24 protein-coding genes and 1 riboswitch are annotated in these 24610 nt (G+C 35.0%); of the genes, 15 read left to right on the plus strand and 9 right to left on the minus strand.

Annotated features, from left to right (window positions below; all coding sequences use genetic code 11):
• The first annotated feature begins 253 nt into the window (after positions 1-253).
• Genes mtnK through Q3V31_RS23685 form a run of 3 tightly spaced genes read left to right on the plus strand, consistent with a single transcriptional unit; the run spans position 254 to position 3226 of the window.
• Positions 254-1480 carry an S-methyl-5-thioribose kinase gene (mtnK, locus tag Q3V31_RS23675; protein ID WP_090814084.1) on the plus strand — a complete coding sequence of 409 codons (1227 nt, stop codon included), beginning with the start codon at positions 254-256 and terminating at the stop codon, positions 1478-1480.
• 12 nt (positions 1481-1492) lie between these two features.
• On the plus strand, positions 1493-2533 hold the full coding sequence (gene mtnA / locus Q3V31_RS23680; protein ID WP_139265985.1) for an S-methyl-5-thioribose-1-phosphate isomerase: 1041 nt from the start codon (positions 1493-1495) through the stop codon (positions 2531-2533).
• Between the two features lie 51 nt (positions 2534-2584).
• On the plus strand, positions 2585-3226 hold the full coding sequence (locus tag Q3V31_RS23685) for an L-fuculose-phosphate aldolase (RefSeq protein ID WP_000926609.1): 642 nt from the start codon (positions 2585-2587) through the stop codon (positions 3224-3226).
• Positions 3227-3267: 41 nt separating this feature from the next.
• Here the strand turns inward: Q3V31_RS23685 and Q3V31_RS23690 are convergent, their stop codons facing one another.
• From Q3V31_RS23690 to Q3V31_RS23700, 3 genes are read right to left on the minus strand one after another with little or no spacing between them, the layout of a single operon-like run.
• Positions 3268-4275: a FecCD family ABC transporter permease gene (locus Q3V31_RS23690; RefSeq protein WP_000983738.1), complete on the minus strand. Its 1008-nt coding sequence runs from the start codon at positions 4273-4275 to the stop codon at positions 3268-3270.
• A complete protein-coding gene (locus Q3V31_RS23695; RefSeq protein WP_329767366.1) occupies positions 4272-5312 on the minus strand; it encodes a FecCD family ABC transporter permease in 1041 nt (346 codons plus the stop codon). Before Q3V31_RS23695 ends, Q3V31_RS23690 begins: the two co-directional genes overlap by 4 nt.
• Before the next feature lie 48 nt (positions 5313-5360).
• Positions 5361-6278, minus strand: coding sequence for an iron-hydroxamate ABC transporter substrate-binding protein (locus Q3V31_RS23700; RefSeq protein ID WP_090814087.1), 918 nt, complete (start codon positions 6276-6278; stop codon positions 5361-5363).
• A 320-nt stretch (positions 6279-6598) separates the two neighbouring features.
• Between Q3V31_RS23700 and Q3V31_RS23705 the strand changes: the two genes are divergently transcribed.
• Positions 6599-7648 (plus strand): NAD(P)/FAD-dependent oxidoreductase, encoded by a 1050-nt coding sequence (locus Q3V31_RS23705; RefSeq protein WP_016128264.1) that lies wholly within the window; start codon positions 6599-6601, stop codon positions 7646-7648.
• 264 nt (positions 7649-7912) lie between these two features.
• On the opposite strand, the gene Q3V31_RS23710 is transcribed toward Q3V31_RS23705, so the two are convergent.
• On the minus strand, positions 7913-8281 hold the full coding sequence (locus Q3V31_RS23710) for a hypothetical protein (RefSeq protein ID WP_000235488.1): 369 nt from the start codon (positions 8279-8281) through the stop codon (positions 7913-7915).
• Between the two features lie 182 nt (positions 8282-8463).
• On the opposite strand from Q3V31_RS23710, the gene Q3V31_RS23715 reads away from it, so the two are divergent.
• From Q3V31_RS23715 to Q3V31_RS23745, 7 genes are all read left to right on the plus strand, one after another.
• Positions 8464-8703, plus strand: a complete 240-nt coding sequence (locus Q3V31_RS23715; RefSeq protein WP_080018159.1) for a helix-turn-helix domain-containing protein — start codon at positions 8464-8466, stop codon at positions 8701-8703.
• Positions 8704-8951: 248 nt separating this feature from the next.
• Positions 8952-9485, plus strand: coding sequence for an LSm family protein (locus Q3V31_RS23720; RefSeq protein WP_000051836.1), 534 nt, complete (start codon positions 8952-8954; stop codon positions 9483-9485).
• Positions 9486-9506: 21 nt separating this feature from the next.
• Complete coding sequence (locus Q3V31_RS23725; protein ID WP_000844288.1) at positions 9507-9950, plus strand: hypothetical protein; 444 nt, start codon at positions 9507-9509, stop codon at positions 9948-9950.
• A gap of 178 nt (positions 9951-10128) precedes the next feature.
• Positions 10129-10797: an LSm family protein gene (locus tag Q3V31_RS23730; RefSeq protein ID WP_001004264.1), complete on the plus strand. Its 669-nt coding sequence runs from the start codon at positions 10129-10131 to the stop codon at positions 10795-10797.
• Positions 10798-11041: 244 nt separating this feature from the next.
• Positions 11042-12307: an S-adenosylmethionine decarboxylase related protein gene (locus Q3V31_RS23735; RefSeq protein WP_090814089.1), complete on the plus strand. Its 1266-nt coding sequence runs from the start codon at positions 11042-11044 to the stop codon at positions 12305-12307.
• Positions 12308-12452: 145 nt separating this feature from the next.
• Positions 12453-13679 carry an ATP-binding protein gene (locus tag Q3V31_RS23740; RefSeq protein ID WP_329767367.1) on the plus strand — a complete coding sequence of 409 codons (1227 nt, stop codon included), beginning with the start codon at positions 12453-12455 and terminating at the stop codon, positions 13677-13679.
• 229 nt (positions 13680-13908) lie between these two features.
• Positions 13909-14292 carry a hypothetical protein gene (locus Q3V31_RS23745; protein ID WP_000424118.1) on the plus strand — a complete coding sequence of 128 codons (384 nt, stop codon included), beginning with the start codon at positions 13909-13911 and terminating at the stop codon, positions 14290-14292.
• Between the two features lie 25 nt (positions 14293-14317).
• Here the strand turns inward: Q3V31_RS23745 and Q3V31_RS23750 are convergent, their stop codons facing one another.
• Positions 14318-14950 (minus strand): cyclase family protein, encoded by a 633-nt coding sequence (locus Q3V31_RS23750; protein WP_090814090.1) that lies wholly within the window; start codon positions 14948-14950, stop codon positions 14318-14320.
• 85 nt (positions 14951-15035) lie between these two features.
• Positions 15036-15148, minus strand: a riboswitch (SAM riboswitch).
• A gap of 148 nt (positions 15149-15296) precedes the next feature.
• Here Q3V31_RS23750 and Q3V31_RS23755 point away from each other — a divergent pair.
• Both Q3V31_RS23755 and Q3V31_RS23760 read left to right on the plus strand, forming a co-directional pair.
• A complete protein-coding gene (locus tag Q3V31_RS23755; protein ID WP_090814091.1) occupies positions 15297-16406 on the plus strand; it encodes a PRK06851 family protein in 1110 nt (369 codons plus the stop codon).
• 111 nt (positions 16407-16517) lie between these two features.
• Positions 16518-17300, plus strand: a complete 783-nt coding sequence (locus Q3V31_RS23760) for a nucleotidyltransferase domain-containing protein (protein WP_001214900.1) — start codon at positions 16518-16520, stop codon at positions 17298-17300.
• Between the two features lie 108 nt (positions 17301-17408).
• Here Q3V31_RS23760 and Q3V31_RS23765 read toward each other — a convergent pair whose 3' ends face one another.
• Positions 17409-18935, minus strand: a complete 1527-nt coding sequence (locus tag Q3V31_RS23765; protein ID WP_016128268.1) for an FAD-dependent oxidoreductase — start codon at positions 18933-18935, stop codon at positions 17409-17411.
• Positions 18936-19516: 581 nt separating this feature from the next.
• Here Q3V31_RS23765 and desB point away from each other — a divergent pair.
• Positions 19517-20602 (plus strand): Delta(10) desaturase DesB, encoded by a 1086-nt coding sequence (desB, locus tag Q3V31_RS23770; RefSeq protein WP_000661218.1) that lies wholly within the window; start codon positions 19517-19519, stop codon positions 20600-20602.
• 50 nt (positions 20603-20652) lie between these two features.
• On the opposite strand, the gene Q3V31_RS23775 is transcribed toward desB, so the two are convergent.
• From Q3V31_RS23775 to Q3V31_RS23785, 3 genes are all read right to left on the minus strand, one after another.
• On the minus strand, positions 20653-21345 hold the full coding sequence (locus tag Q3V31_RS23775) for an amino acid ABC transporter permease (protein ID WP_000461545.1): 693 nt from the start codon (positions 21343-21345) through the stop codon (positions 20653-20655).
• A 93-nt stretch (positions 21346-21438) separates the two neighbouring features.
• Entirely contained in the window at positions 21439-22233 is a 795-nt protein-coding gene (locus Q3V31_RS23780; RefSeq protein WP_000823774.1) for an ABC transporter substrate-binding protein, read from the minus strand.
• Positions 22234-22354: 121 nt separating this feature from the next.
• On the minus strand, positions 22355-23077 hold the full coding sequence (locus Q3V31_RS23785; RefSeq protein WP_000616933.1) for an amino acid ABC transporter ATP-binding protein: 723 nt from the start codon (positions 23075-23077) through the stop codon (positions 22355-22357).
• A gap of 209 nt (positions 23078-23286) precedes the next feature.
• Here Q3V31_RS23785 and Q3V31_RS23790 point away from each other — a divergent pair, with 209 nt between their 5' ends.
• Positions 23287-24573, plus strand: coding sequence for a methyl-accepting chemotaxis protein (locus Q3V31_RS23790; RefSeq protein ID WP_090814092.1), 1287 nt, complete (start codon positions 23287-23289; stop codon positions 24571-24573).
• Positions 24574-24610 lie beyond the last annotated feature (37 nt).

A 24610-nucleotide genomic window follows, 5' to 3' on the forward strand; every position in this document is an offset into this window, starting at 1 on the left:
TTACAAAGAATTGTGAGATAAATAAAACAAAATGTATCGGAATCTTTGTGAACAATTATTGTCATCATAAATATATATAATAAGAAGTATATTGCAATGAGAAATAGAAACATTGACGCTCATTTCTAACAAGATATAATAAAAGCGAGATATGTATTGCAATAGAGAAGATATAGTATAGATTGAAAAAACTTCAGTCTATTATTTTTTACTTCTTTTAGAAAACGTTTACATTTAGTGTGGAGGGGAAACCATGTCTAAGTTCACGAAGTATTTTTTAATGGAAGCTAAAGATGTGATTGCATATGTGCAAGAGAAATTACCTAGGTTCGAGCATGCAAAGGGGCTAAAGTGTAAAGAAATAGGTGATGGTAATTTAAATTATGTGTTCCGCGTTTGGGATGAACAGAAGAACATTTCTGTCATTGTAAAGCAAGCTGGGGATACAGCGCGTATTTCAGATGAGTTTAAGTTGTCGACGAATCGAATCCGTATAGAATCAGATGTTTTGCGATTAGAAGGAGAGTTAGCATCTGGACTGGTGCCAAATGTATATTTGTTTGATAGTGTGATGAATTGTTGCGTGATGGAAGATTTATCAGATCACACAATATTGCGTACAGCACTCATAAATCATCAAATGTTTCCGAGGCTTGCTGATGATTTAACTACTTTTATGGTAAATACTCTTCTATTAACATCAGATGTTGTAATGAATCATAAAGAGAAGAAGGAACTCGTGAAAAATTATATAAATCCTGAGTTATGTGAGATTACAGAGGACCTCGTATATTCAGAGCCGTTTACAAATCATAATAAACGCAACGAATTGTTTCAATTAAATGAGGGTTGGATTAGAGAGCATATTTATAGTGATAAAGAACTTCGTATGGAAGTAGCAAAACTTAAGTTTTCTTTTATGACGAATGCACAAGCGCTACTTCACGGTGATTTACATACTGGTTCTGTTTTTGTAAAAAGTGATTCTACAAAGGTTATTGATCCTGAATTTGCTTTTTATGGACCTATGGGATATGACGTTGGGAATATAATGGCAAATTTAATGTTTGCATGGGTGAATGCAGATGCAGTGATGCAATCTGGTATGGAGAAAGATACATATATGAACTGGCTAGAATCTACCATGATTGATGTAATTGATTTATTTAAGAAGAAGTTCTTAGATGCTTGGGATATTCATGTGACAGAGGTTATGGCGAAGGAAGAAGGCTTTAACCAAGTTTATTTACAATCTATATTAGAGGATACAGCTGCAGTGACGGGTCTTGAGTTAATTCGTCGTATTGTTGGTCTAGCGAAGGTAAAGGATATTACTTGTATGGAGAATGATGCAGCGCGTGCTAGAGCGGAGCGAATTTGTCTTAAGGCAGCGAAGAAGTTTATTTTACAAGCGAATCGATATAAAACAGGTATCAGCTTTGTAGAAACGTTAAGAAAACAAATGCATAGTGCGAAATAAGGGGAGAAGATGATGGCAGAGCAATTAATACCAATTCAGTGGAAAGATGATGCTTTAGTGTTGTTGGATCAAACGGTATTGCCGAACGAAGTAGTCTATGAATCTTTTAAAACGGCTGAGGGTGTTTGGGATGCGGTTCAAGTAATGAAAGTACGAGGAGCGCCGGCAATAGGTGTTTCAGCAGCCTATGGTGTGTATTTAGGGGTAAAGGAAGTTGCTGAAAGTTCGGCGGAAGAATTCATAGAGGAAGTAAAAAAGGTATGTGCATATTTAGCAACATCAAGACCGACGGCAGTAAATTTATTTTGGGCACTTGAAAGAATGGAAAGTGTAGCGAAAGAGAATGCTCACTTATCAATTGTGCAGTTGAAAGATAGATTATTAGATGAGGCAAAAGAGATTCATAGAGAAGATGAAGAAATTAACCGTCAAATTGGAGAACACGCATTAACATTATTCCGTGATGGCATGGGAGTATTAACGCATTGTAATGCAGGGGCGTTAGCAACGACGAAGTACGGTACTGCGACAGCTCCAATGTACTTAGCGAAAGAAAAAGGATGGGACTTAAAAATCTATTCGGATGAAACACGCCCTAGATTACAAGGTTCAACGTTAACAGCATTGGAACTACAGCGAGCGGGAATCGATGTAACGGTCATTACAGACAATATGGCAGCAATGGTCATGTCACAAGGGAAAATTGATGCGGTAATCGTTGGATGTGACCGCGTAGCAGCAAACGGGGATGTAGCAAATAAAATTGGAACATTAGGCGTATCTATTTTAGCTAAATACTACAACATTCCGTTTTATGTAGCAGCACCAACACCGACAATTGATTTGAAAACACCGACAGGAAAAGAAATTCCAATTGAAGAAAGAGATGCTTCTGAAGTAATCAATCGTTTCGGACAATATTCTGCTCCGAAAGAAAGTAAAGTATATAATCCGGCATTTGATGTTACGCCATATGAAAATGTAACAGCGATTATTACGGAAAAAGGGATTGTGGAAGCGCCGTTTACAGAGAACTTAAAAAAGCTATTTTAGTAAGTAGATATATAGTCAGTCATCATAAGCTTCATACTTAGGGGGATGTATATGTTATTACAAAACGAAAGAGAAGAAATTGTAGCGTATGGAAAGAAAATGATCTCTAGTGGTTTAACAAAGGGGACTGGGGGTAATATTAGTATTTTCAATCGTGAACAAGGTCTTGTTGCGATTAGCCCAAGTGGTTTAGAGTATTATGAAACAAAACCTGAAGATGTAGTAATATTAAACTTAGATGGTGAAGTAGTAGAAGGTGAGAGAAAACCGTCAAGTGAACTAGATATGCATCTGATTTATTATAGAAATCGTGAAGATATAAATGCGCTTGTGCATACACATTCACCTTATGCGAAGACGATTGCGTCATTAGGATGGGAACTTCCTGCTGTATCGTATTTAATTGCTTTCGCAGGCCCGAATGTGCGCTGTGCACCGTATGAAACATTTGGTACGAAGCAATTAGCAGAGGCTGCTTTCGACGGCATGATTGATCGCCGTGCTGTTTTACTTGCGAACCATGGTTTAATGGCCGGAGCGAATAATATAAAAATGGCATTTACTGTTGCGGAAGAAATTGAGTTTTGTGCGCAAATTTATTATCAAACGAAAAGCGTCGGAGAGCCGAAATTATTGCCAGAAGATGAGATGGCGAATTTGGCGAAGAAGTTTGAAGGGTATGGGCAGCAGTAGAATGAAAAAACACCCTCAAGATTTTACTCTTGAGGGTGTTTCTATGCCTTCTTAAGCAACAAATACATAAAGTAAGGGGCACCAATTAAAGCAACGACAATACCTGCGGGGATGCCGTTAGGTTCGACGATATTTCGTCCGATTGTATCCGCTAGTAGCAATAACCACCCGCCGATTAAAACGGCGATTGGCATGAAGATTTGATGCCTTGGACCTACTAAAGATTTTGCGATATGAGGAGCCATTAGTCCAATAAAGCTAATTCCTCCTGTTACAGAAACAGCAGCGGCAGCAAGTGCAACGGCTGCGATTAATAAGTATCTTCGTTCTTTTTCAATTTCAATTCCAACACCGATTGCGACTGGCTCGTTTAGTGCTAGTATATTTAATCGATTTGCTTTATAGAAGACAAATGGGATTAATACGATTAGCCATGGAAGCATTGCTAAAACAAATGTCCAGTCATCTCCCCAAATGTTTCCGGCAATCCATTTTGCGATAAAGTCCACTTTCATACGATCAGCGGATGAAATAAGGACAATCATCGCTCCAGATAGTGCAAATGAAAAACCGATACCGGTTAATGTTAATCGTATTGGCTGAAGGCCTGTGGATTTGCTATATGAAAATACGTAAATTAGAACAGCTGTTAGAAACGCACCGATAAATCCAACGACTGGTAGTAAGTAAAGAAATGAACCTACGTCTATTGGGAAGTATAAAAAGAAAACAGCAACAGCGACTCCAGCTCCAGAATTGATTCCGAGAATACCAGGTTCAGCTAAATCATTTCGGGTAATGCCTTGCAGGATAGCCCCTGATAAAGCGAGAGCCATACCAGCTAATAATGTAATGACAATTCTAGGTAGTCGTAAAGAATATAAAACGAATTCTTCTTTAAATGTACCTTGTCCCATCAGCGTTGGGATTAACCTGTCATAGGAGAGGGCGGCAGAACCGAGCCCCATTCCAATTACAATAGTTGTGATGGTAAGTATAAGTAATGCGAGTATGATAAGACGTTGTTTCTTTAGAATAGATTGCATCATGAGAAAGTTCTTCCTCCTTTACGTACAATGAATAGGAAGAATGGTAATCCTACAATTGCGACGATTGCAGCAACTGGTGTTTCGTACGGAGCGTTAATTGTACGTCCGATTGTATCTGCGAGCAGCATAAAGGAAGCACCAGCGATCGCTGACATTGGTATAACGAAACGGTAGTCTGGTCCAACGATTGGACGAACCATATGCGGTATCATTAAGCCGATAAAAGCCATGTTTCCGACAAGTGCTACAGAAGCGCCAGCAAGCAAGATAATAATGATAAATAAAATCGTTTTAATGACGATAATTTTTTGACCAAGTCCAACAGCAACTTCTTCACTGAAACTAAGGACTGTCAATTTCCTTGCAAGTAAAATAGCGATAAATATACTTATTGAAATAACAGGAATAATAATTTTTAATTGGCTCCAAGTCGTTCCAATTACGCCCCCAGCCGTCCAAAGTGATACATCTTGTGAAATTTTGAAGTAAATGCCGACGCCTTCTGAAATTGCAAGTAGAAATGCTGAAACTGCAGCACCCGCTAATACAATTCGAAGAGGGGAAAGTCCGCCCTTTTTCACCATGCCAATTCCAAATACCATAATAGCGCCAATTGCAGCACCGATAAAGCAGGCTAGTGTTAAGTAAAGGTAGCTTATAGAAGGGTTGGAAGCAAGTGTTAGTGCAAGTGCAGCATTTGCTCCACCAGATAGCCCTAATAATCCAGGATCTGCAAGTGGATTTCGTGTTAATCCTTGCATAATTGCTCCAGAAACAGCAAGTCCAGCTCCTACAAAAACAGCGGCAACTTCACGTGGTAAACGTATTTCGCGAATAATAGATATTTTGTCTCCTTTAGCGGAGGAAGTGAGTGCTAACCATACATCCTTTATAGAAGTATCTGCAGCACCTAACACCATTGCGAACATAAAAATAAGAAAGAATGCAATGATACTCAAAATTAATTTGTATGTAAAAGCCATGGAACGTGGATTACCGTGATCTTTTGTCATTCGTTTCACATCTTTTCTTTTCATAGAATAAAGGAAGAGGAATTCTTAAATTAAGAATTCCTCATGTTTGTATTATTGACCAAGAAAGCTCCTCTTGAAGAAGTCTAGCTGGAAATCTAATGTAAGTGGATCATTGAAATAGAATTCCATCATGTTTGCTTCATATACACGATTATTTTTTACTGCTGGAATGTTTTTATATGATTCTGTCTCTTGGAATGAGTTATCAGTATCTTTGTTTTTACTTACGATTAAGTAATCACCAGCGAACTCAGGTAATACCTCAGTAGATAATGCGTAGTATCCTTCTTTTAAAGCTTTTTCTTTTACTTTTTCAGGCATTTTTAATTTCATTTCTTGGTAAAGAATTTCTGTTCCACGGCCCCAGTTTTCGCCGTATACATAAAGCTGTTTGTTGAAGTTTTCAACAACAGAAACTGTTGCATCTTCACCGATCTTAGCTTTAATGTCTTTTCCAGCTGTTTGTGCACGTTTCTTGAAATCATCAACCCAAGTTTTTGCTTCTTTTTCTTTATTTAATAATTTACCGATTTCTAAGTGTTGTGTTAAGTAATCAACTTTTCCGTAAGTGTATGTTACAGTAGGAGCGATTTTCTTTAACTTATCAACATTTTTAATATTGGATAAACCAATGATTAAATCTGGATTTAATTCTGCAATTTTTTCAACATTCTCATCGGATACTTCAGCAACATTTTTAAGCTTGCTATCAAAACGTGGGTTTTGTTTAGACCATGAATCTACCCCAACAAGATTTACACCTAATGACATTACGTTACCAGCGAATGATGATAGGACAACAACACGTTGTGGATTTGCTGGAACTTCAACTTTACCATTTTCAGATTGGTATGTAATTGTTTCTGACTTCTTACCTTTTGCGTCGTTCTTCTTGTCTGTTGAACCATTGCTACAAGCACTCATAACAAGGACGAACAGAACTGTTAGTGAAATAAATAATTTTTTCATCGTCTTTCTCCTTTGGATAGATGATATGTGATATACAATAAATTGTTTAACTGCAATCTCTTTGAAAGAGTAGTGGTAATACAAAAGTCTTGAATATGAGATTTTACAATATAGTATTGACCATATTAATGAGAGAAGATGTAATCTCACAGTTGCTAATAATTAACAAATTGATAATGATTATCACTATTGATTCTTTAAATAATATAATTTTATATAGGTGTATTGTCAATAGTAATTTTGATTGTAAATTTTGCGGAAACAGGTTATATTTTATTGAGAATGATAATCAATGACTAATAGCTGAGGAGTGAACACGAATGAATCAAGAAGAATTGTTTGATGTAACCGTGATAGGCGGAGGGCCTGCGGGGCTTTATTCAGCTTTTTATAGTGGACTAAGAGAGATGAAAACGAAAATAATAGAATTTCAACCACAGTTAGGTGGTAAAATACATGTTTATCCGGAGAAAATGATTTGGGATATTGGCGGATTATTACCGGTTACTGGCGAGAAATTAATTGAGCAACTTGTACAACAAGGATTAACATTTCAGCCTGAAGTTGTATTGAATACAAAAATAGAATCAATTATTCGTAATAAAGATGGTATTTTTACGTTGAAAACAAGCAATGGTGAAGAACATTTTTCAAAAACGGTGATCGTCGCAACTGGGAGTGGTATATTGAATCCACAAAAGTTGTCAATTGAAGGTGCGGAGAGATTCGAAGTCTCAAATTTAAATTATACAGTTAAATCGTTAAAACGTTTCAAAGATAAAACGGTAATTATTTCAGGTGGAGGGAACTCTGCAATTGATTGGGCGAATGAATTAGAACCAATCGCGAAAAAAGTGTACTTAACATATAGAAAAGAAGAATTATCTGGTCACGAGGCACAAGTTAAACAACTTATGAATAGTTCAGCAGAATGTTTCTTTAATACATCGATTACAAAATTAATTGCTGGTGATAACCATGAAACGATTGAATATGTAGAATTAACAAATCATGAAACGGAAGAGGTTTCTCAGTTATCTATCGATGAAGTTATTATTAATCATGGATATGAACGTGACATTACATTATTGGAAAATAGTGAGCTAGATGTCGCAATTGTAGATAATTACTTTATTGCAGGGAATGCAAATAGTGAGTCCTCGGTAGACGGATTATATGCTGCTGGAGATATTTTAAAGCATGACGGAAAATTACATTTAATTGCAGGGGCATTCCAAGATGCTGGAAATGCTGTGAATAAAGCGAAACAATTTATTCAACCAGATGCAAGTGAGTATGGTATGGTTTCTTCTCATAATGAGGTATTTAAGAAGAGAAATCGAGAATTGATTAAGCAGATGATAAAATAATAAGGTGAAACTTTAATTAGTGGGGGGCCATCCCCCTACTGATTATCAGCCCGCACCAATCGGGCTTTTATTTCCCACAAATAGCGGGATAAAGGAACAAGTATACCCCCACTTACTTCTCTATTCGATTAGATGAGAGATGTAAGTGGGGGTTTTCCTGTTTACTATATTTTCAATCATGATAATGACACCGGTTTCATTAGTTCATGTGACATGAACGTTTTATTTGTAATCTCTCTAGAAAACAATGAATCTAGGATTGGTTTATGCTGTCCCTTTTTCCTGTTCATTAGGAAATGGCATATTTAGTATAGACGCAATGTATTGTTTTCCGTGTTTTCGAGCTAATGATTCTAATATTTGGCGAACGCGTTTTGTAAGATGACCTTGTTTTTTTATAGCCTCACAATATGCGTCATAGAAAACGTATTTAGCCCAAAGGAAATCATCTTGTTGGAATAAGAAATGATTTTTGTACCATTCGCCAATTGTATGATAGCAATTGTTTTCATGTACTGCTGCACTTTGTGAAAGAATACGATCGGATAAAGAATTAGATAGATGAGAAATTGTGTTGTCTGTTTCAACTCGTAATGTTTTTTCTAACATTGTAATGATGTGACGAGTAGCCATATGTTAACTCTCCTTTGTGTAAATGGGTAATACCATTCTATATTTAAAAAAATACTTACTATACTATTATACAATATATGGAATGCATCTACCTGCTTTTTAATTTGTATTTACAAAATCTTTTTTATTTGTTTACAAAAATAAAGTAAGATACAGTATATATATGAAAAAATAATAAAGGAATGAACACATTGTATATAACGATAGAAGAGGCTGCGGAGTATTTGAATTTACCCAAATCGTACGTTGAAGATTTAATTCAGCAAAAGAAAGTTCGTGCATTGTTTGATGGAGAGCAATATTTATTAAACAAGGAACAGTTTAATACACATTTAGAACAAATGGAGAAATATAAGCAATTAGTGGAAGAAATATTAAATGAGCCAATTCCGGAAGATATGGATGTTAAAGACGAAGATTAAATTTAGGAAAATCCCCCGTATTAAGATATGCAGAAATGTATCTTAATACGGGGGATTTTTATATTAAGGGGTGAAAAAGTCATTCAAAAACTTAGAGTTACTTTAAGGGAAAGAAGATTTTATAGGGATTAGTACTATTAGTTAAAAGCATATTTTTTCATAGCGGGGACAAACATAGCGAACATAACCTGTACAGATACATATACTATCAGTGCAAAAGCTTATAAATTAATGGAAGGGGTTTTCTCGTGAGTTTATTTAATTGGGATTTTTTGGAAAATTTAATTGGATCTTATGTAAGAATAAACAGAGGTGGACCAGAATCTCAAAAAGGAGCAATAGTATCAGTATATGCGGACTACTTCGTATTACAGAATGAAAAAGGAGAGTACCATTACTACCAGCTTCGCCATCTGAAAAGCATTACAAAAAATACGAAAGATGGTGGGATAGGTGATTCCGTATGGTCGGAAGAAGACAGTGCGGAAGACTTTGAAACGCTACTTCAAGGCTTCAAATACCGCTGGGTGAAAATTAATCGTGGCGGTCCAGAGAAAATTGAAGGTATTTTACAAGATGTTTCTAGCGATTATGTAACGTTAATTATAAAAGAAGAAGTTGTATTAATTGCACTATCTCATATTAAAAGTGTTAATTATAATGCACCAGTAAGTGGAGAGAGCGATGAGAGTAGTGATGAGAGTAGCGATGAGAAAAGTAATGAAAACAGCAATAATTCAAGTCGAGCTCGTGCACTAAGACAATCAAGTAGAGGAAGATAATACAGAAAGGAGGGTATGAACTTGAAGAGTGTAGTAAGCTGTGATCAAATCAAAGGTTTAGTCGGTGAGAATGTAAAAGTAAATCTTCGCGGACCGGAAAGTCGAGTAGGTGTACTGTTATTGTTAGGAAAAGATTATCTTACACTACAATTACCCCATGGAGAATTAGTGTATTATCAGCTGAAACATGTGAAGAGTCTAGTCAGGAAAGTGAAAGAAGCACAAGGAGAATATGGTTCATGTTTCTATGCTGATGAAGATACTTTTTTAGATGTATTAAATGACTTGAAGTATAAATGGATAAAGATTAATCGTGGTGGACCAGAGTGTGTGGAAGGTTTATTAAGTGATATACATGATGGAAGTATTACACTAGTAAACGGTGATGAGGTCATTTATGTAATTAATTCTCATATTAAGAGTGTGAGTCAAGTAGTTAAAAGTAAAAAGAATGAAGAAGAATAATGTTTAATAAATAAGAGGGGCATTATGATTGAAAGTGAAGAACGATTTCATATTTCGCTGCAATAATTTCGCGGTATATGAAAAAGAATTCTTACTATTAAAAGACAGAACATTGCCCCTGATTATTTTTTTGAAATGGAAGACAGAAAAGCGCAATTTCATAGAAAGGAGGATATAGATGAATGAGTTAAACAAGAACATTGGGGAAAATATATACGTTAAATTAATCGGTGAAAAAAGGTTTAGAGGTATATTAATTGATGTAGGAAATGATATTGTAGTTCTTTACAATGGACAAGACTATGTGTATATATCTTTATACCATGTCCAATATTATAAATTTTTGAGAGGGCATGATGAAGAAATATTAAAACCAGATGTGGACTCTGTAATTAAGAGAGAATCACCTTCAATTTCTTTGAGGAAAGTATTAAGCACATCTAAAGGGATTTTTACAGAAATTTATGTGGCAGGAAATGCTCCAATACACGGTTATGTTACAAGTGTAATGAACGATTATATTGTTTTTTATAGCCCGGTTTATAAAACGGTATATATATCTTTAAAGCATTTGAAATGGTTAATTCCTTATAAAGAGAACCAAGTACCTTATTCCCTCAACAAAAATGAACTCCCCGTAAATCCATTAAATATTACTTTAGCTAGAACATTTGAAGAACAGCTTATTAAAATGGCTGGGAAAATTATGGTTTTTGATTTAGGTGAGGAATATAACAAAATCGGAAAGATGGCGAAAATTGATGAAGGACATATTGAAATATTAAAAGCACGTGACGCAAAAATGTATGTGAATATTCAACATGTGAAATCTGTCCATTGTCCGTAAGCTAGTTTAAAGGGCTGGCTTTTTCTTTTATATATGTGGAAGAAAAGGTCGAGCTTATTTTTTTACCGTTATTTGGATATGAGGGGGGAAGTGAATTGAATATATAAGTATGTTCCTGTTTTTACTTATAAAGAGGTAACCTTGTACTACATTATAAAAAAAGATGTACGAGCTACTTTTTGTTGTATTCAATTCACTTTTTGAGTAAGTGCTGCTCAACTAATTTATTAAAGGGGTTTTATTTGTGGAGCAGTTTCCAAATTCGTTTTCGATTACGTTGCTTGGCAGTGCTGGTGGAGCAGCAAAAGCAGTGTTAGCAATTTTGAATCAAGCGGTAGTAAATGAAAAAGATCCAATTTATGACGTCATAAAGAATGTGAATTTTCATTTGGTGGATATAAAACAAAAAGATAAAAGTTATTATGATGAGTTGTTTCCAAATTTGAAAGAGCAATTTTTTTTATATGAAATAAATCTTCAAGATGTAGTCAAATTTAAACAACATTTAAAAGAAAAAGGAACGAAGGTTGTTATTGATGTTTCAGGCGCAGATACGATTAGGGTACTGAGTTGTTGTAATGACCTTGGTATTTGTTACATTAATTCGGCTTTGGAAAATGAGGCAGTAGATCAAGACGATAGTTTACTTGGTTTTCAGCTTACGGAAAGGTATACGAGGTTTGAGAAGGAGAAAGAAACATTTACAAATACAAGAGCGATTATAGGCTCAGGTATGAATCCTGGTGTTGTTCAATGGATGGTTGTTGAACTTATGAAAGAACGTCCAAATGAAAAGCCACGAGCATGCTATATTGTAGAACATGATACTTCGTTTTTGAATGATAAAGGGCTAATAAAACCTCATACACTTTATGCATCATGGGCAGTAGAGCGTTTTCTTGATGAAGCGATATGGAGTTATCCTATGTATATGAGTCATCATCGTCCACTTTACTTTTATGAGGATGTATATGCTTCAGAGTATAAGGTAAAGTTAGGTGAAAAAGAATTTTACGGTTGCTTAATGCCGCATGAAGAAGTTTTAATTTTAGGGAAATCTTTTAATATGGAAGTTGGTTTTCTTTATCGGATCAATGAGTATACAACAAACTTAATTAGACAGAACTTAGATAAAGTAGAAGATTTATGGAATTGGAATCGTAAAGTATTTAATCCAGCAGAAGAAGATATTGTAGGAGAAGATTTAGTCGGTGTGTTACTCGTTTATGAAAATGGCGAGACATACATGTATAATGTAATGAATAGTAGCCAAGTTTTTCAAAAATATAAAACAAATGGGACTTACTTCCAAGTAGGGTGTGGAATTTATGCTGGCTTATGTAGTTTACTGTTAGATGCTTTTGGACAAGGTGCTTATTATGTAGAAGAATTATTATTAAATACTGAAAGTAAGTATGGGGAATATTTAAATTTATATATGAAGGATTTTGTAGTAGGGCATAATGATTTTACAGATGGATTACTACATGATAGGGTAAGAATGATATAAAATGTGACTAAAAAGGAAGGAGGTGTATATCTCCTTCCTTTTTAGCATTAGAAGGTTAATATTGCCCTGAAAGCAATTTCATAATTATAATTTAAAGGGATAACATTTGAAATATTTGTTGGTATTGATCAAGAGGAGTTTTTATATGAACAAATACAGGAGCTTGATTTATGAAGAAAGAGAAGCTTTAAAAGTATTTATATTATTATTCTATATTATATTCTTTTCATATGACATTATCTATTATTTCGTTTATCCCGCTATGAATATTAATGAAGCAAGGATAGGGTGGCCAGAAGGTGGTATGGGAATAGGCGTATATATATTAGTAATATCCTTATTTCCTATTTCGATATACCTTCAAAAACAAGGCTATGTATATTTTGTAAAATATTTATTTTTAATTGGGTACATGCTTATTGACCTTATTACTAACTTAATGATTTATTTACACAGTGATCGTGTTTTTGAAAATGGAAATATGGTTGAAATATTTTTAATTTTATTTGCACCGATTTTCGTGAATAGAAAATATTTTTATTTTGTTTCCTGTAGTGTAATTGGAAAATATGTATTTTTCACGCTGTTATTGCAAGATATAAAAGTTGTGATTCCGCTTGTTTTATGTGTATTCTTTTGTATTATTTCACATTCTCTGTTAAAACGTTTCCAGTCTTATGTAAGAACAGTTGTTGAGATGATGAGCAATATGAAAGAGACCGAAAATTTAGCTGTTATTGGGACTATGTCTACAACAATTGCTCATGAAATTCGAAACCCATTAACAGCTTTAAAAGGATTTACACAAATTCAAAAGGAAAGAAATCTTGAAGATACGATGAGTTATGAGATTATGCTGCAAGAAATTGAGAGAATTAATGAGTTTGTTAGTGAATTGATGTTATTAGGAAAACCGAAACCAACAAATTATGAATGGTGTAATATACGGGAAATCCTTTTATATGTTGTACAGTTAATGGAAAGTTATGCGACTCAATATAAAGTGAAATTTCATTTGCAAGTAGATGGAAATTTACCCGTTATAAATGGTGATGATAAACAATTAAAACAAGTGTTATTAAACATTATCAAAAATGGAATAGAATCGATGCCAAAGGGTGGAGATATTCAGATTCGTGCATATAAAAAAGCTGGAGAGAATTTGTGTATTTCTATTGAAGATCAAGGTTTGGGGATAGAAAATGAGAAAATAGAAAAGATCGGAAAAGCTTTTTACACAACAAAGGAGAATGGTACAGGCCTTGGACTAATGATTACATATAAAATTATTGAAGAACATCAAGGGAGTATCGCGATTCAAAGTAGTATGGGCGTAGGAACGAAAGTGGAAATTTATTTACCAACAGTGTAGTACATTAGACGAAATTATTTTTCAGAAAAGTGTTCTTGTTGTGTAAATATAAACATTTTATAAAATGTTTCAAGAAGGGTTTTTTTTATAAAACACTTCGTTTATAATGGAGGAAAATATCGACATAGAGCTTTTAGCTCGTGTAACGGTTTGGTAGTGTTATGAAAAGAAAAGAAGGGGTGCACGCGCATCCTTTTTTCTATGCAGATATGATGAAAGGGGTGGTATGATGGAATTAACATTAAATTCAACTGTATGTTTACACACAATTCAATTTCGAAAAGAGCAAAAGAATTATATTGTAAAAGATACGATTACAGGAGAGACATATGAAATGCCGCCACTTTGGATTGATGCACTAGCAATGATGCGTGACGGCTTTTTATTGGGAGAAATAGAGGAGAAATTAAAAGAAGAGTATCCGGCCGAAGACGTAAATATGGTAGCATTTACGAGGCAATTGTTAGAGCTAGAACTTGTCGAAATGGTGGATGGAGAAGAGATAGCTTGTACAAAGAAGAGAGATAAAGATTATTTAGCTTGGTTACGCCCAAGAGTGGAACAATTCTTTTTAAACTTAAATAAAAAATATAAAAGCAAAGGTCAAAAATGATCTTTGCTTTTTTTGTAGGCCGTGTTTAAAAAATAACAGCGAATGCTCTTGCGAAAGCACCGTCACTATCTTTAATTTTTAAAGGTGCTGCCGAGAAAAAGAAACGTTTCGCTTTAATAGCATCTAGATTTGTTAAGTTTTCAATTAAGTAAATGTTATTCCCTAGTAATATGTGATGAACCGGCGATGTTTCTGTCGTTACCTCATCAGGAGAAATAAAATCTAAACCAACTGATTTTACTTTTAATTGAACCAGTTCTTCAGCTAATTCTTCGGAAAGATAAAACGCTTCTTTCTCATAAGCGGCTGTATTCCACTTATTAGATAGATTGGAATGGAAAATGACAATATCATCTTCTTTTATATCGGTATTATGCAATACTTCCTTAGGTAACTTTCTCTCTTGAATATGAGTTACATCGATAAGAACGGCCTCACCTACAAATTGCTTTAGGGGTAATTGATCGATAGTGGTTGCACCTGAAATGAAATGCGCAGGGGCATCGCAATGTGTACCTACATGAACGACAGAATGAAAATCTGTAACTTGATAGCCCGTCTCTTCAACGTTTGTAATTGCTTCTAGTTGGATTTTTGGTGTTCCAGGAAATTGAGACATATTGTTTTCAAATGTTTGTGATAGGTCGATTACTTTCATTTTGAATACCTCCAATATATGTTTTAAAATATAAAAAACTCATCTTTCATAATCAAGAAAGATGAGCTTTGCACACAATGGTTAAGTTTTATCTTGCAAAATGCATTGCATTTTGCAGGAATTAGCACCTATTCAGTTTGTATAAACTGAGGTTGCTGGGCTTCAAAGGGCCGGTCCCTCTGCCTCTCTTGATAAAGAAATATTTAGTTTTAATATTTTGATTTTTTAATATTTAAATTGTAATTCATTTCCTTTTTTAGTGCAATACAAAATAGGTATTCACCCAAATAAAGTTGCTCGCATATTGTAGCTTATGTAAATAGAATGCTGCGAAGGAGTGAGTGCAGTGACAGGTAATGTATTGAATTATTATGCCGGTGGAAATACAGCTAGAGGATTTCATAATTTATACGAAGAGAATTTAAAAGGGCTAGACAGGTTGTTTATTTTAAAGGGTGGTCCAGGAACTGGGAAATCTTCTTTAATAAAGGCAATAGGTCGTGAATGGGCTGAAAAAGGATATGATATTGAACTTTTGCATTGTTCTTCTGATAATAAGTCAGTTGATGGAGTGATTATCCCAAAATTAAAAGTAGGAATTGTTGATGGAACATCACCGCATGTTATTGAGCCCAAAATGCCAGGGGTTGTGGAAGAGTATATTAATTTAGGAGTTGCTTGGGACTCAGATAAATTAAGAAAGCAGAAGTTAGAAATTGAACGATTTGTATCAGAAGCGAGCAAGGCTTTCCAATCTGCTTACGGATGTTTTAAAGAGGCATTAGTTATACACGATGAGTGGGAGAAAATATATATTAATAATATTGATTTTAACAAAGCAAATGAACTAACAGATCAGTTGATTCAGAAATTATTTACAGATAAAAAGGGGAAACAATCGATTGTGAAACATCGGTTTTTAGGAGCTGCTACACCGAAAGGAGCAGTTGATTTCGTTCCTAATTTAACAGAAGGATTACCACATCGTTATTTTATAAAAGGACGCCCTGGCTCAGGAAAATCAACAATGCTCAAAAAGTTAGCGCAGGCAGCAGAAGAAAAAGGGTTTGAAGTTGAAGTATATCATTGCGGATTTGATCCAAATAGTCTTGATATGGTTATTGTAAGAGAATTAGGATTTGCAATTTTTGATAGTACCGCACCACATGAATATTTTCCGAGTCGCGTGGGTGATGAGATTATAGATATGTATGCTCTTATTGTTACACCGGGGACGGATGAAAAATATGCTAAAGAAATTCGTGACGTTTCCATTCGATATAAGGCAAAAATGAATGAGGCGATGTCTTTCTTGGCAAAAGCGAAATCAGTTCGTGATAAATTAGAACGAATTTATATTGCTGCTATGGATTTTTCAAAAGTGGATGCATATAAAGAGGAAATTCAAAAAGAGTTTGAACGAATTACCGCTACTGTAATTGAAAAGAGAAAGTAGGCTTTATTGAACTGTCAGAAAATTTCTGGCAGTTATTTTAGTATGTAGTAAAATTAGTAATATATTTGTCGAATTTCCAAGGAAATAATCAAAAAATGGGGATGGTATGAAATGAGAGGGAGAATTGAATTAGAGCTAGAAAGAATTGAACAAGAGAATGATGTGAAAATTTTATTTGCAGTGGAATCAGGGAGTCGTGCTTGGGGATTTCCATCGAAAGATAGTGATTATGATGTTAGGTTTGTTTATATACATCCAGTAGAATGGTATTTATCAATTCATGATAAACGAGATGTAATTGAATATCCGATTAGTGATGATTTAGATATAAGTGGCTGGGATATTAAAAAGGCTTTGCAGCTATTCGCAAAGTCAAATCCAGCTTTACTTGAGTGGATTCGATCACCAATTTTTTATTCGAAAAACTCTAATTTTCCAGAGCAACTTCAACAAATGAGTGAAAAGAATTTCGATCCAAAAGCAACGATATATCATTACTTACATATGGCGTCGAAAAATTATCGTGAATTTTTGCAAGGTGAGAATGTAAAGTTGAAAAAGTACTTTTATGTATTACGTCCTATTTTAGCTTGTAAATGGTTAGAAGAGAAAGGGACATTGCCCCCAGTAGAATTTGACCGGTTAATTACGGAACTATCAGTAGAGCGTAGTGTATTGAATGAAATTGAAAAGCTACTAATAAAGAAAAGGGCGGGTACTGAATTAGATATTGGATTGAAAATTAATGTGTTGAATCAATTTTTAGAGGAACAAATTAATTATTATCAACAATATGTGAAAGGAATTAAAAAGGGATTGGGGATCGATATTGAGAGTTTGAATACACTATTTCGAGATATGCTGTTTGAAGTATATGAAAAAGAGCACAAGTGAGTTTGTGCTCTTTTTTATTTTGTAGGAGTAAAGAAAAACGATATAGCTGCGATAAGACCCGCAAATGAGGATAAATGAAAAATTCCATGCCAAGTTATATTGCATTGTCTATTCGTTATCAACTCGTTTTAATGGTTGATCTGCAGGACCTTCAATAACGTCGCCCTCAATTGAAAAACGAGAACCATGGCAAGGGCAATCCCACGTACAATCACCGTTATTCCATTCAACTTCACAGCCAAGGTGCGTACAAGTGGTGTCGACGATATGTAATTTTCCTTCTGTATCTTTATAAGCACCTGCTCGTTTACCGTTGACATGTACAACAGAGCCCTCGCCAACTTCAAGATCTTCTGGTTTACGTAATGCGGTTTCAATTTTCCCTTCAATTAAATGTTTAGCAACATCAATGTTCTGAGAGAGAAATGTTTTTATATCTGGGTTTGCATGAAAGCGTGATGGTGCAAACAGCTCTTTATATGGGCTGTGAATTTTTAGAATGGAGTCCTTCAGTAAATGAGCTGCAGCAGTTCCTGTTGTCATGCCCCATTTGCGATATCCAGTTGCAACAAATATATTTGGATTCCTTTCGTTAATATGTCCGATATAAGGGAGCTTGTCTAGAGTAATTAAATCTTGCGCTGACCATCTATAGGGAACTTCATCTACTCCAAAAGTTGCTTCAGCAAAAGAATAGAGTGCTTCATAATGAAGCATCGTATTTATTCCCTGTCCCGTTTTATGGCTCTCTCCGCCAATTAATATCAACTTTTCTCCATTGCTTGTCATATAACGTAAGGAGCGTTTTGGATCATCGATGCTTAAATACATGCCGCCCGGATAATCCGTTTTTGCTTTTATTGCGAGAGCATAGGAGCGTTCTGCATACATCCGCGTAAAGAAAAAGCTATTAGCATCATAAAAGGGAAAATGTGAACAAGAGACAATATATTTACAAGTGATGCGATGGTCACCCTTTGTAATTACTTGTGGATAATCTCCTTTTTCCACATCAATAGCTGTTGTTTGTTCATAAACCTTTCCGCCCATCTCCACAAACTTTTCTAAAAGTGTTTTTAAATAAAGAAGGGGGTGGAATTGCGCTTGATTTTTCATCACAAGTGCAGATTGTACGGGAATAGGAATTGGCAGGGATTGAACATATTCACAAGGAATATTTAATTTTTGATAGGCTTCATATTCTTTCGTTAAATTTCGCAGGCCATTATCGGTAGTTGTATATAAATACGAATCTTCATTTGTGAAATTACAGTCGATTTTATATGTTTGCACAGTGTCACTTATGAATTGTAGAGCATGATTATTTGATTCATAGTAAAGCTTTGCCTTTTCAACACCGAAATGATTTATTAATTCGTCGTAAATAAGATCATGTTGTGCTGTTACTTTTGCGGTTGTATGCCCAGTTGTTCCATTTAAAACAGAGCCGGAATCAATTAAAACGACTCTCATTCCTTCTTTAGCGAGTAAATAGGCGGTGGTAATGCCTGTAATGCCAGCGCCGATAACAGCAACTTCTGTCTTTATATTTTCGGATAGATGAGGAAAAGTAGGCAATTGAGTAGATTCAATCCAATAGGATGATGGTAACTGCGGAAATGTGTCATCTGTCATTTTGGAAACCTCCTGAATTAGAACAATTTTCCTTTTAATATTTCCATATTATATGGAATTCATGTATGTTGTTTTCGTAGCATTCTATTCTTATTAAACGAAAGATAAAATTATTTTAATATAATTATTTTATTAGGGGCAGTATGAAGAAGTAGGATTTATATAAAGCTCAATTCAAATGATTCGATTTGTTGATTATATAGAGAGTTCTTGAATAGGATAGAGTCTATGGTGTGTAAGTGGATGTGTATATATAGCGGATAAAGCCTTATGAAATCTATGTTTTTTCTTTAGTGAAATAAAGTATAATTATAAAAATATAACCAACTTTTATTACTAGGTCATAAAAGTTGTTGACAATATAGAAATTCTATTGTTATGATTCATCATGTGGAAAGGTTGATAGAGAGTAAAAAGAGAAATGTTTTTCATTGATAATAAAAGCGAAAAATAAGTGACGATAGAGTGAGTATATTTTCCTTATAATAGATGCTTTTTGGATCACCTAGTAAAATCAATCTGGAAGCAAGAATTAATATATGCAAGTTGCGCAGGGCGCGGCATAAGAAAGGGGCAAAAGGATGAAGGAGCTTCATACGTTTGGGTGGTATGCAGCACGTGTATCACCACATTTGCCGAAAAAAGCATTTAAACCAGTTCCTACTCGTTTATTTGGTGGACTGGCTTATTTGCTTGTGGCATTGGCGGGGTTAATATCGATTGGTGTATTTGAATTGAATGTGTGGGCGAATCTAGGAATTGCGATTGTTCTCGGATTATGTTTTGCTTCACTTGGGTTTTTAGGACATGAAATTTTACATGGAACTGTTGTAAGAAAGGCATGGCTTCGTGATTTCTTAGGCGCGATTGCATTTATGCCATTATCAACAGGCCCTAAACTTTGGAGAAAGTGGCATAATGCAACGCATCATGTTCATACGCAGCATGAAGAGAATGATCCAGATGCATGGCCGACACTTGAGAAGCTAAAAAAGAGTAAGTTTCTGAGTTGGGTATATCGTATGCCTCTTCATGTACGTTCATTCTTTAGTTTTCTGTCATTAACAATTCAATTTACATTGCATTCGACTCGAATGTTCTTTCATTTTATAAAAGAATTTAAGTCATCCAATCAAAAATCTGTATGGCTTCAACTTCTTTTGCCTTGGACAGTTTGGATTAGTTTATTGTTTATTATGGGACCTGGAAAATGGTTATTTGCATATGTGATTCCGTTGTTAATTGCTAACTTCATTGTAATGGCATATATCGCAACAAATCACCGCTTAAATCCAATTGTTCCAGTAAATGATCCGTTAGCAAACTGTTTATCAGTAACAGTGCCGCGCTGGGTAGACGTTTTACATTTCAATTTCTCATATCATACGGAACATCATCTGTTTCCTGCTATGAGCTCTAAATACTATCCGTTAGTAAAAGATAAAATTAAAGAAATGTGGCCGGAACGCTATCATGAGATGCCAATGACCAAAGCTTTGGCAGCGCTATGGAATACACCACGTGTGTATTATCAAGGAAGTGAATTAGTTGATCCGCATAGGGAGCATTTCTATGGTTCTTTAGGAAATGGACTAGACCCTCATAATATTTCATATCGTGAGGATCATATAGAGGAAAAAGAGAGTATTAAAAAAGTAAATCAATAATAGATATATTTTACGATGAAAAAGCAAGCTCTTTTAGAGCTTGCTTTTTGTTATAAAGAAACTTCTTTTTTGTTCTTTGCCTTGACTTGTATAGAGTTAGTTTCTTTTCGTTGTAGTCGTTTTTCTAAAAGATTAACAAGGTAAGTGAATAGAAGAACAAGTGCGAGATAATATACACCAACGATTATATATGTATCTAATTGTTGGAAGTTACCTGCGGCAATGGATAAACCTGATCCCCATAATTCGGACATTCCTACATAAGCAACGAGTGAAGAATCTTTTAATCCAATGATGAATTGGTTCCCTAGAGGAGGAAGCGATAGGCGAAATGCTTGTGGTAATATAATACGGCGCATCGCTAAAGGATAAGGCATACCTAAAGAGCGAGCGGCTTCTAATTGTCCTCGGTCAACGGATTGAATTGATCCTCGGAAAATTTCAGTAATATATGCACCGTTATGAATTGCTAAAGCAATTGCGCCTGCCCAAAAAGGGGTAAAAACAACAACGGATGTAATCCCAAAATAGAGAATGGCAATTTGAACAATTAAAGGTGTACCACGAATAATGGCGATATATACATGAGCAATACTATTTAAAACTTTATTGTTAGAGATTCGAAAGAAAGCGACTAGTAATCCAATTAGTGAACCGAGTAATAGGGATGTTAGTGTTAATTGTAATGTGACTATAGTAGCCTTTAAGAGTGTGGGGTAGGTAGAGATAAAAATTTCAAACATATGTGTCACCTCATATTGTATGGATTTTAGTAGTGAATAAAATGCCCCACATACAAAGTGGGGCATGATTTATGAAATCTCTAAATGGCCAACTTACTTTGTTTTTGCCTCGTCTCCAAGAATATTACGCCCAAACCATTTCTTACTAATTTTTTCATACGTACCGTCTTTAATGATTTCATCTAGCGCTTTATTTACCTTTTCGACCATGTCTTTATTGTCTTTATGAATAGCAATTCCCATTTCATCAAGGTTTAATGGTTTTCCAGCTTCTTTTATATTGGATTTACCTTCTTTAATCATACGAAGACCAACCATTTGATCAGTAATAACTGCGTCTACACGTCCTGGTTCTAAGTCCATAAGTGCAGTAATATCACTATCATATTCTGTAATTTGATCTGTATGTTTTGCAACAAGAGTTTTAAAGGTACTTGCTTTTACAACACCTATTTTTTTACCTTTCAAGTCCTCTGGAGAAGAGATAGATGTATTCTTTTTAGCTACAAAAATTTGTGCACCAGAGCGATAATATGGATTTGAGAAATTCACGGCTTTTAATCGCTCTTCTGTAATAGCCATACTTCCTAATATCACATCATATTTTTTTGATTGTAGACCTTGAATTAACGTTTCCCAAGGATTTGTAACGGGAACAGGTTTCATTCCCATCTTTTTCGCGAGAGCTTCACCTATTTCTACATCAAAACCGACAAGCTTTCCGTCATTTTCTTTATAATTAAAAGGTTTGTATAAACCACTCATCGCATAACGAAATTCTTTTTCACCATTAGATGAGGTAGTAGTGCTTTCCTTGCTACAGGCTCCTAGTATGAAGGATGTACACAGTGTAATACTCGCAACAATAGTTAATAGTTTTCTTTTCATAAAACCCCTCCTATATATTGATCATACGGATGGTTTTAAGTATGTTATCGAGATATTTTATTTGGATGATTAGTTGTGCACCGTATGACTGTATTTCTTTTCGTTTGAAACAGAAGTTACATTATAAAACGTTGCGTAAAAATTGCTTGGCCCGTTCATGTGATGGAGCTGAAAAGAATTGCGCGGGAGGAGCTTCCTCTACAATCTTCCCGTCATCCATAAAGATGACGCGGTCAGCTACATCTCTTGCGAAATTCATTTCATGAGTAACAATAACCATTGTCATTCCTTCTTCAGCAAGTTCTTTCATAACTTGCAACACTTCTCCAACAAGTTCAGGGTCTAAAGCTGAGGTAGGTTCATCAAATAGCATAATTTTAGGATTCATGGCAAGAGCTCGTGCAATCGCAATTCGTTGTTTTTGACCACCGGAAAGGAGGTGGGGAGTTACATCTGCCTTATCTTGTAGGCCAACTTTTTGTAGGAGTTGGTTTCCAATTTCCCTTGCATTTGCTGTCTCTAATTTTTTTACGTGAATAGGTGCTTCTGTGATGTTTTCTAGTGAGGTCATATGAGGAAAGAGGTTAAAGTGCTGAAAAACCATACCGACATTTTCACGGACTTTGTTTAAATTTGAATGCTTTGGATCAATTCGTTCACCTTGTAAATGAATTTCACCTTCATCGTACATTTCTAAAAAGTTAAGACAGCGAAGTAATGTACTTTTGCCGGAACCACTGGCACCGATTAAAACAACAACTTCTTTTTCTTTTACTTCTAAATCAATTCCTTTTAAAACATCAAGTGAACCGAATGATTTTACTAGATTTCGAACTTGAATCATACAAACCCCCCAGTCAAAAATATATTTTACAAATGTTGCCCCTTATTTCTGTAATTAGTCATAAATTGTCAGAATCCTTTATTTTTTTGGCGAGATTTGATATTCAAGGAAATTATGATTTTTAAAATCTCAATACCTTTCTATATCGAAAATACGGATGACAATATATAGATAGCACTTATATTGCTTATAAGAAGGGGAAAGAAGAGATGGAAAAAGAAAGGAAAACATTTTCCTTTGGTTTACGTATACGACCTATGCTATTTACGACAGCTTTAGCTTTAATTACATATTCAACAAGTTTATTTTTTATTTACGTTATATATGATTATTTTCAAAGTTATGTAAGTCAAACTGTTTATAATATTATCGTTATGTTATTAGGTGTAGTATGGTCTGGAATTTTAGCATATGGAGCAGCAACTTTTTTAATTAAAGCACTTCGGAAGTTGGAAGAAGCTGCAAGGAAAGCGGCGGAGGGTGATATTCGGGAAGATGTCCCATTGCCAAAGACGGATGATGAAATTAAGTCTTTAAGTGCTGCATTTAATAGGATGCTAGGAAATTTAAGAGGTAGGGTAAAAAATATTGATACTACATTTTTGTATGCCAATAATCAAGTTCAGAAAATTAGAAAACAAACAGGTGAAGCGACAAAACAAGCACAAGGTGTGTCTGAAACTCTTGCGGAGATTTCTTCCGATGCCGAGCAATCAGCAGCATCGATTCAAGCGATCGTTTCTACTGTTGATACAACGACTTCTATTGCAAATGAAGGAAAAGCAAAACAGTCTGAAGAGTTGTCTTCAGAAATGGTTCAAGCTTTAGGACAAAGTACACGTGTATTTACTTCTTTAATTCAAGGTATTCAAACATTGGCGAGAGAAAATGAAGATTCGATGGAAAATGTACAGAAATTAGAAGAGCGAATGAAACAAGTTGAACACATTGTTTCTGTTGTGAGTGAGATTGCTACCCAAACAAATTTATTAGCACTCAACGCTTCTATTGAGGCAGCTCGTGCAGGAGAGCATGGAAGAGGCTTTGCGGTTGTAGCAGAAGAAGTACGTAAATTGGCTGATGAAAGTGATCATTCCGCAAAAAACATATCGCAGTTATTGCGGAATATGCAAGATGAAGTACAGCAAGTCGCATTGAAAATGACAGAGCAGGTGAAGAAAGCTAAAGAAGAGGCGAAACGCGGAGAAGCTACAGAATTAATTTTAAAAGAAATGTCATCAAGTGTTATGGAAGTAGCCGATGCAACCAAGAAAATTAGCAGTTATATGAATGAACAAGTGAGTCACATTCATCAAACAGGAGCACAAACAAAGGCTGTAGCAGCAATTGCGGATGAAACGTCAGCTGGTTCACAAGAAGTGGCACGTGTGACATTACAACAGTCTAAAAATATGATAGCAATCGATCAATTATTAAAAGACTTAGAGAATCAATCAGCGGATTTAAAGCAAACAATTGAACGGTTTTCAATGTAAAAGAGAAGAACGGAATGCTGTTCTTCTCTTTTTTTAG

Source organism: Bacillus nitratireducens (genome assembly GCF_036320425.1).
GTDB lineage: Bacteria > Bacillota > Bacilli > Bacillales > Bacillaceae_G > Bacillus_A > Bacillus_A nitratireducens.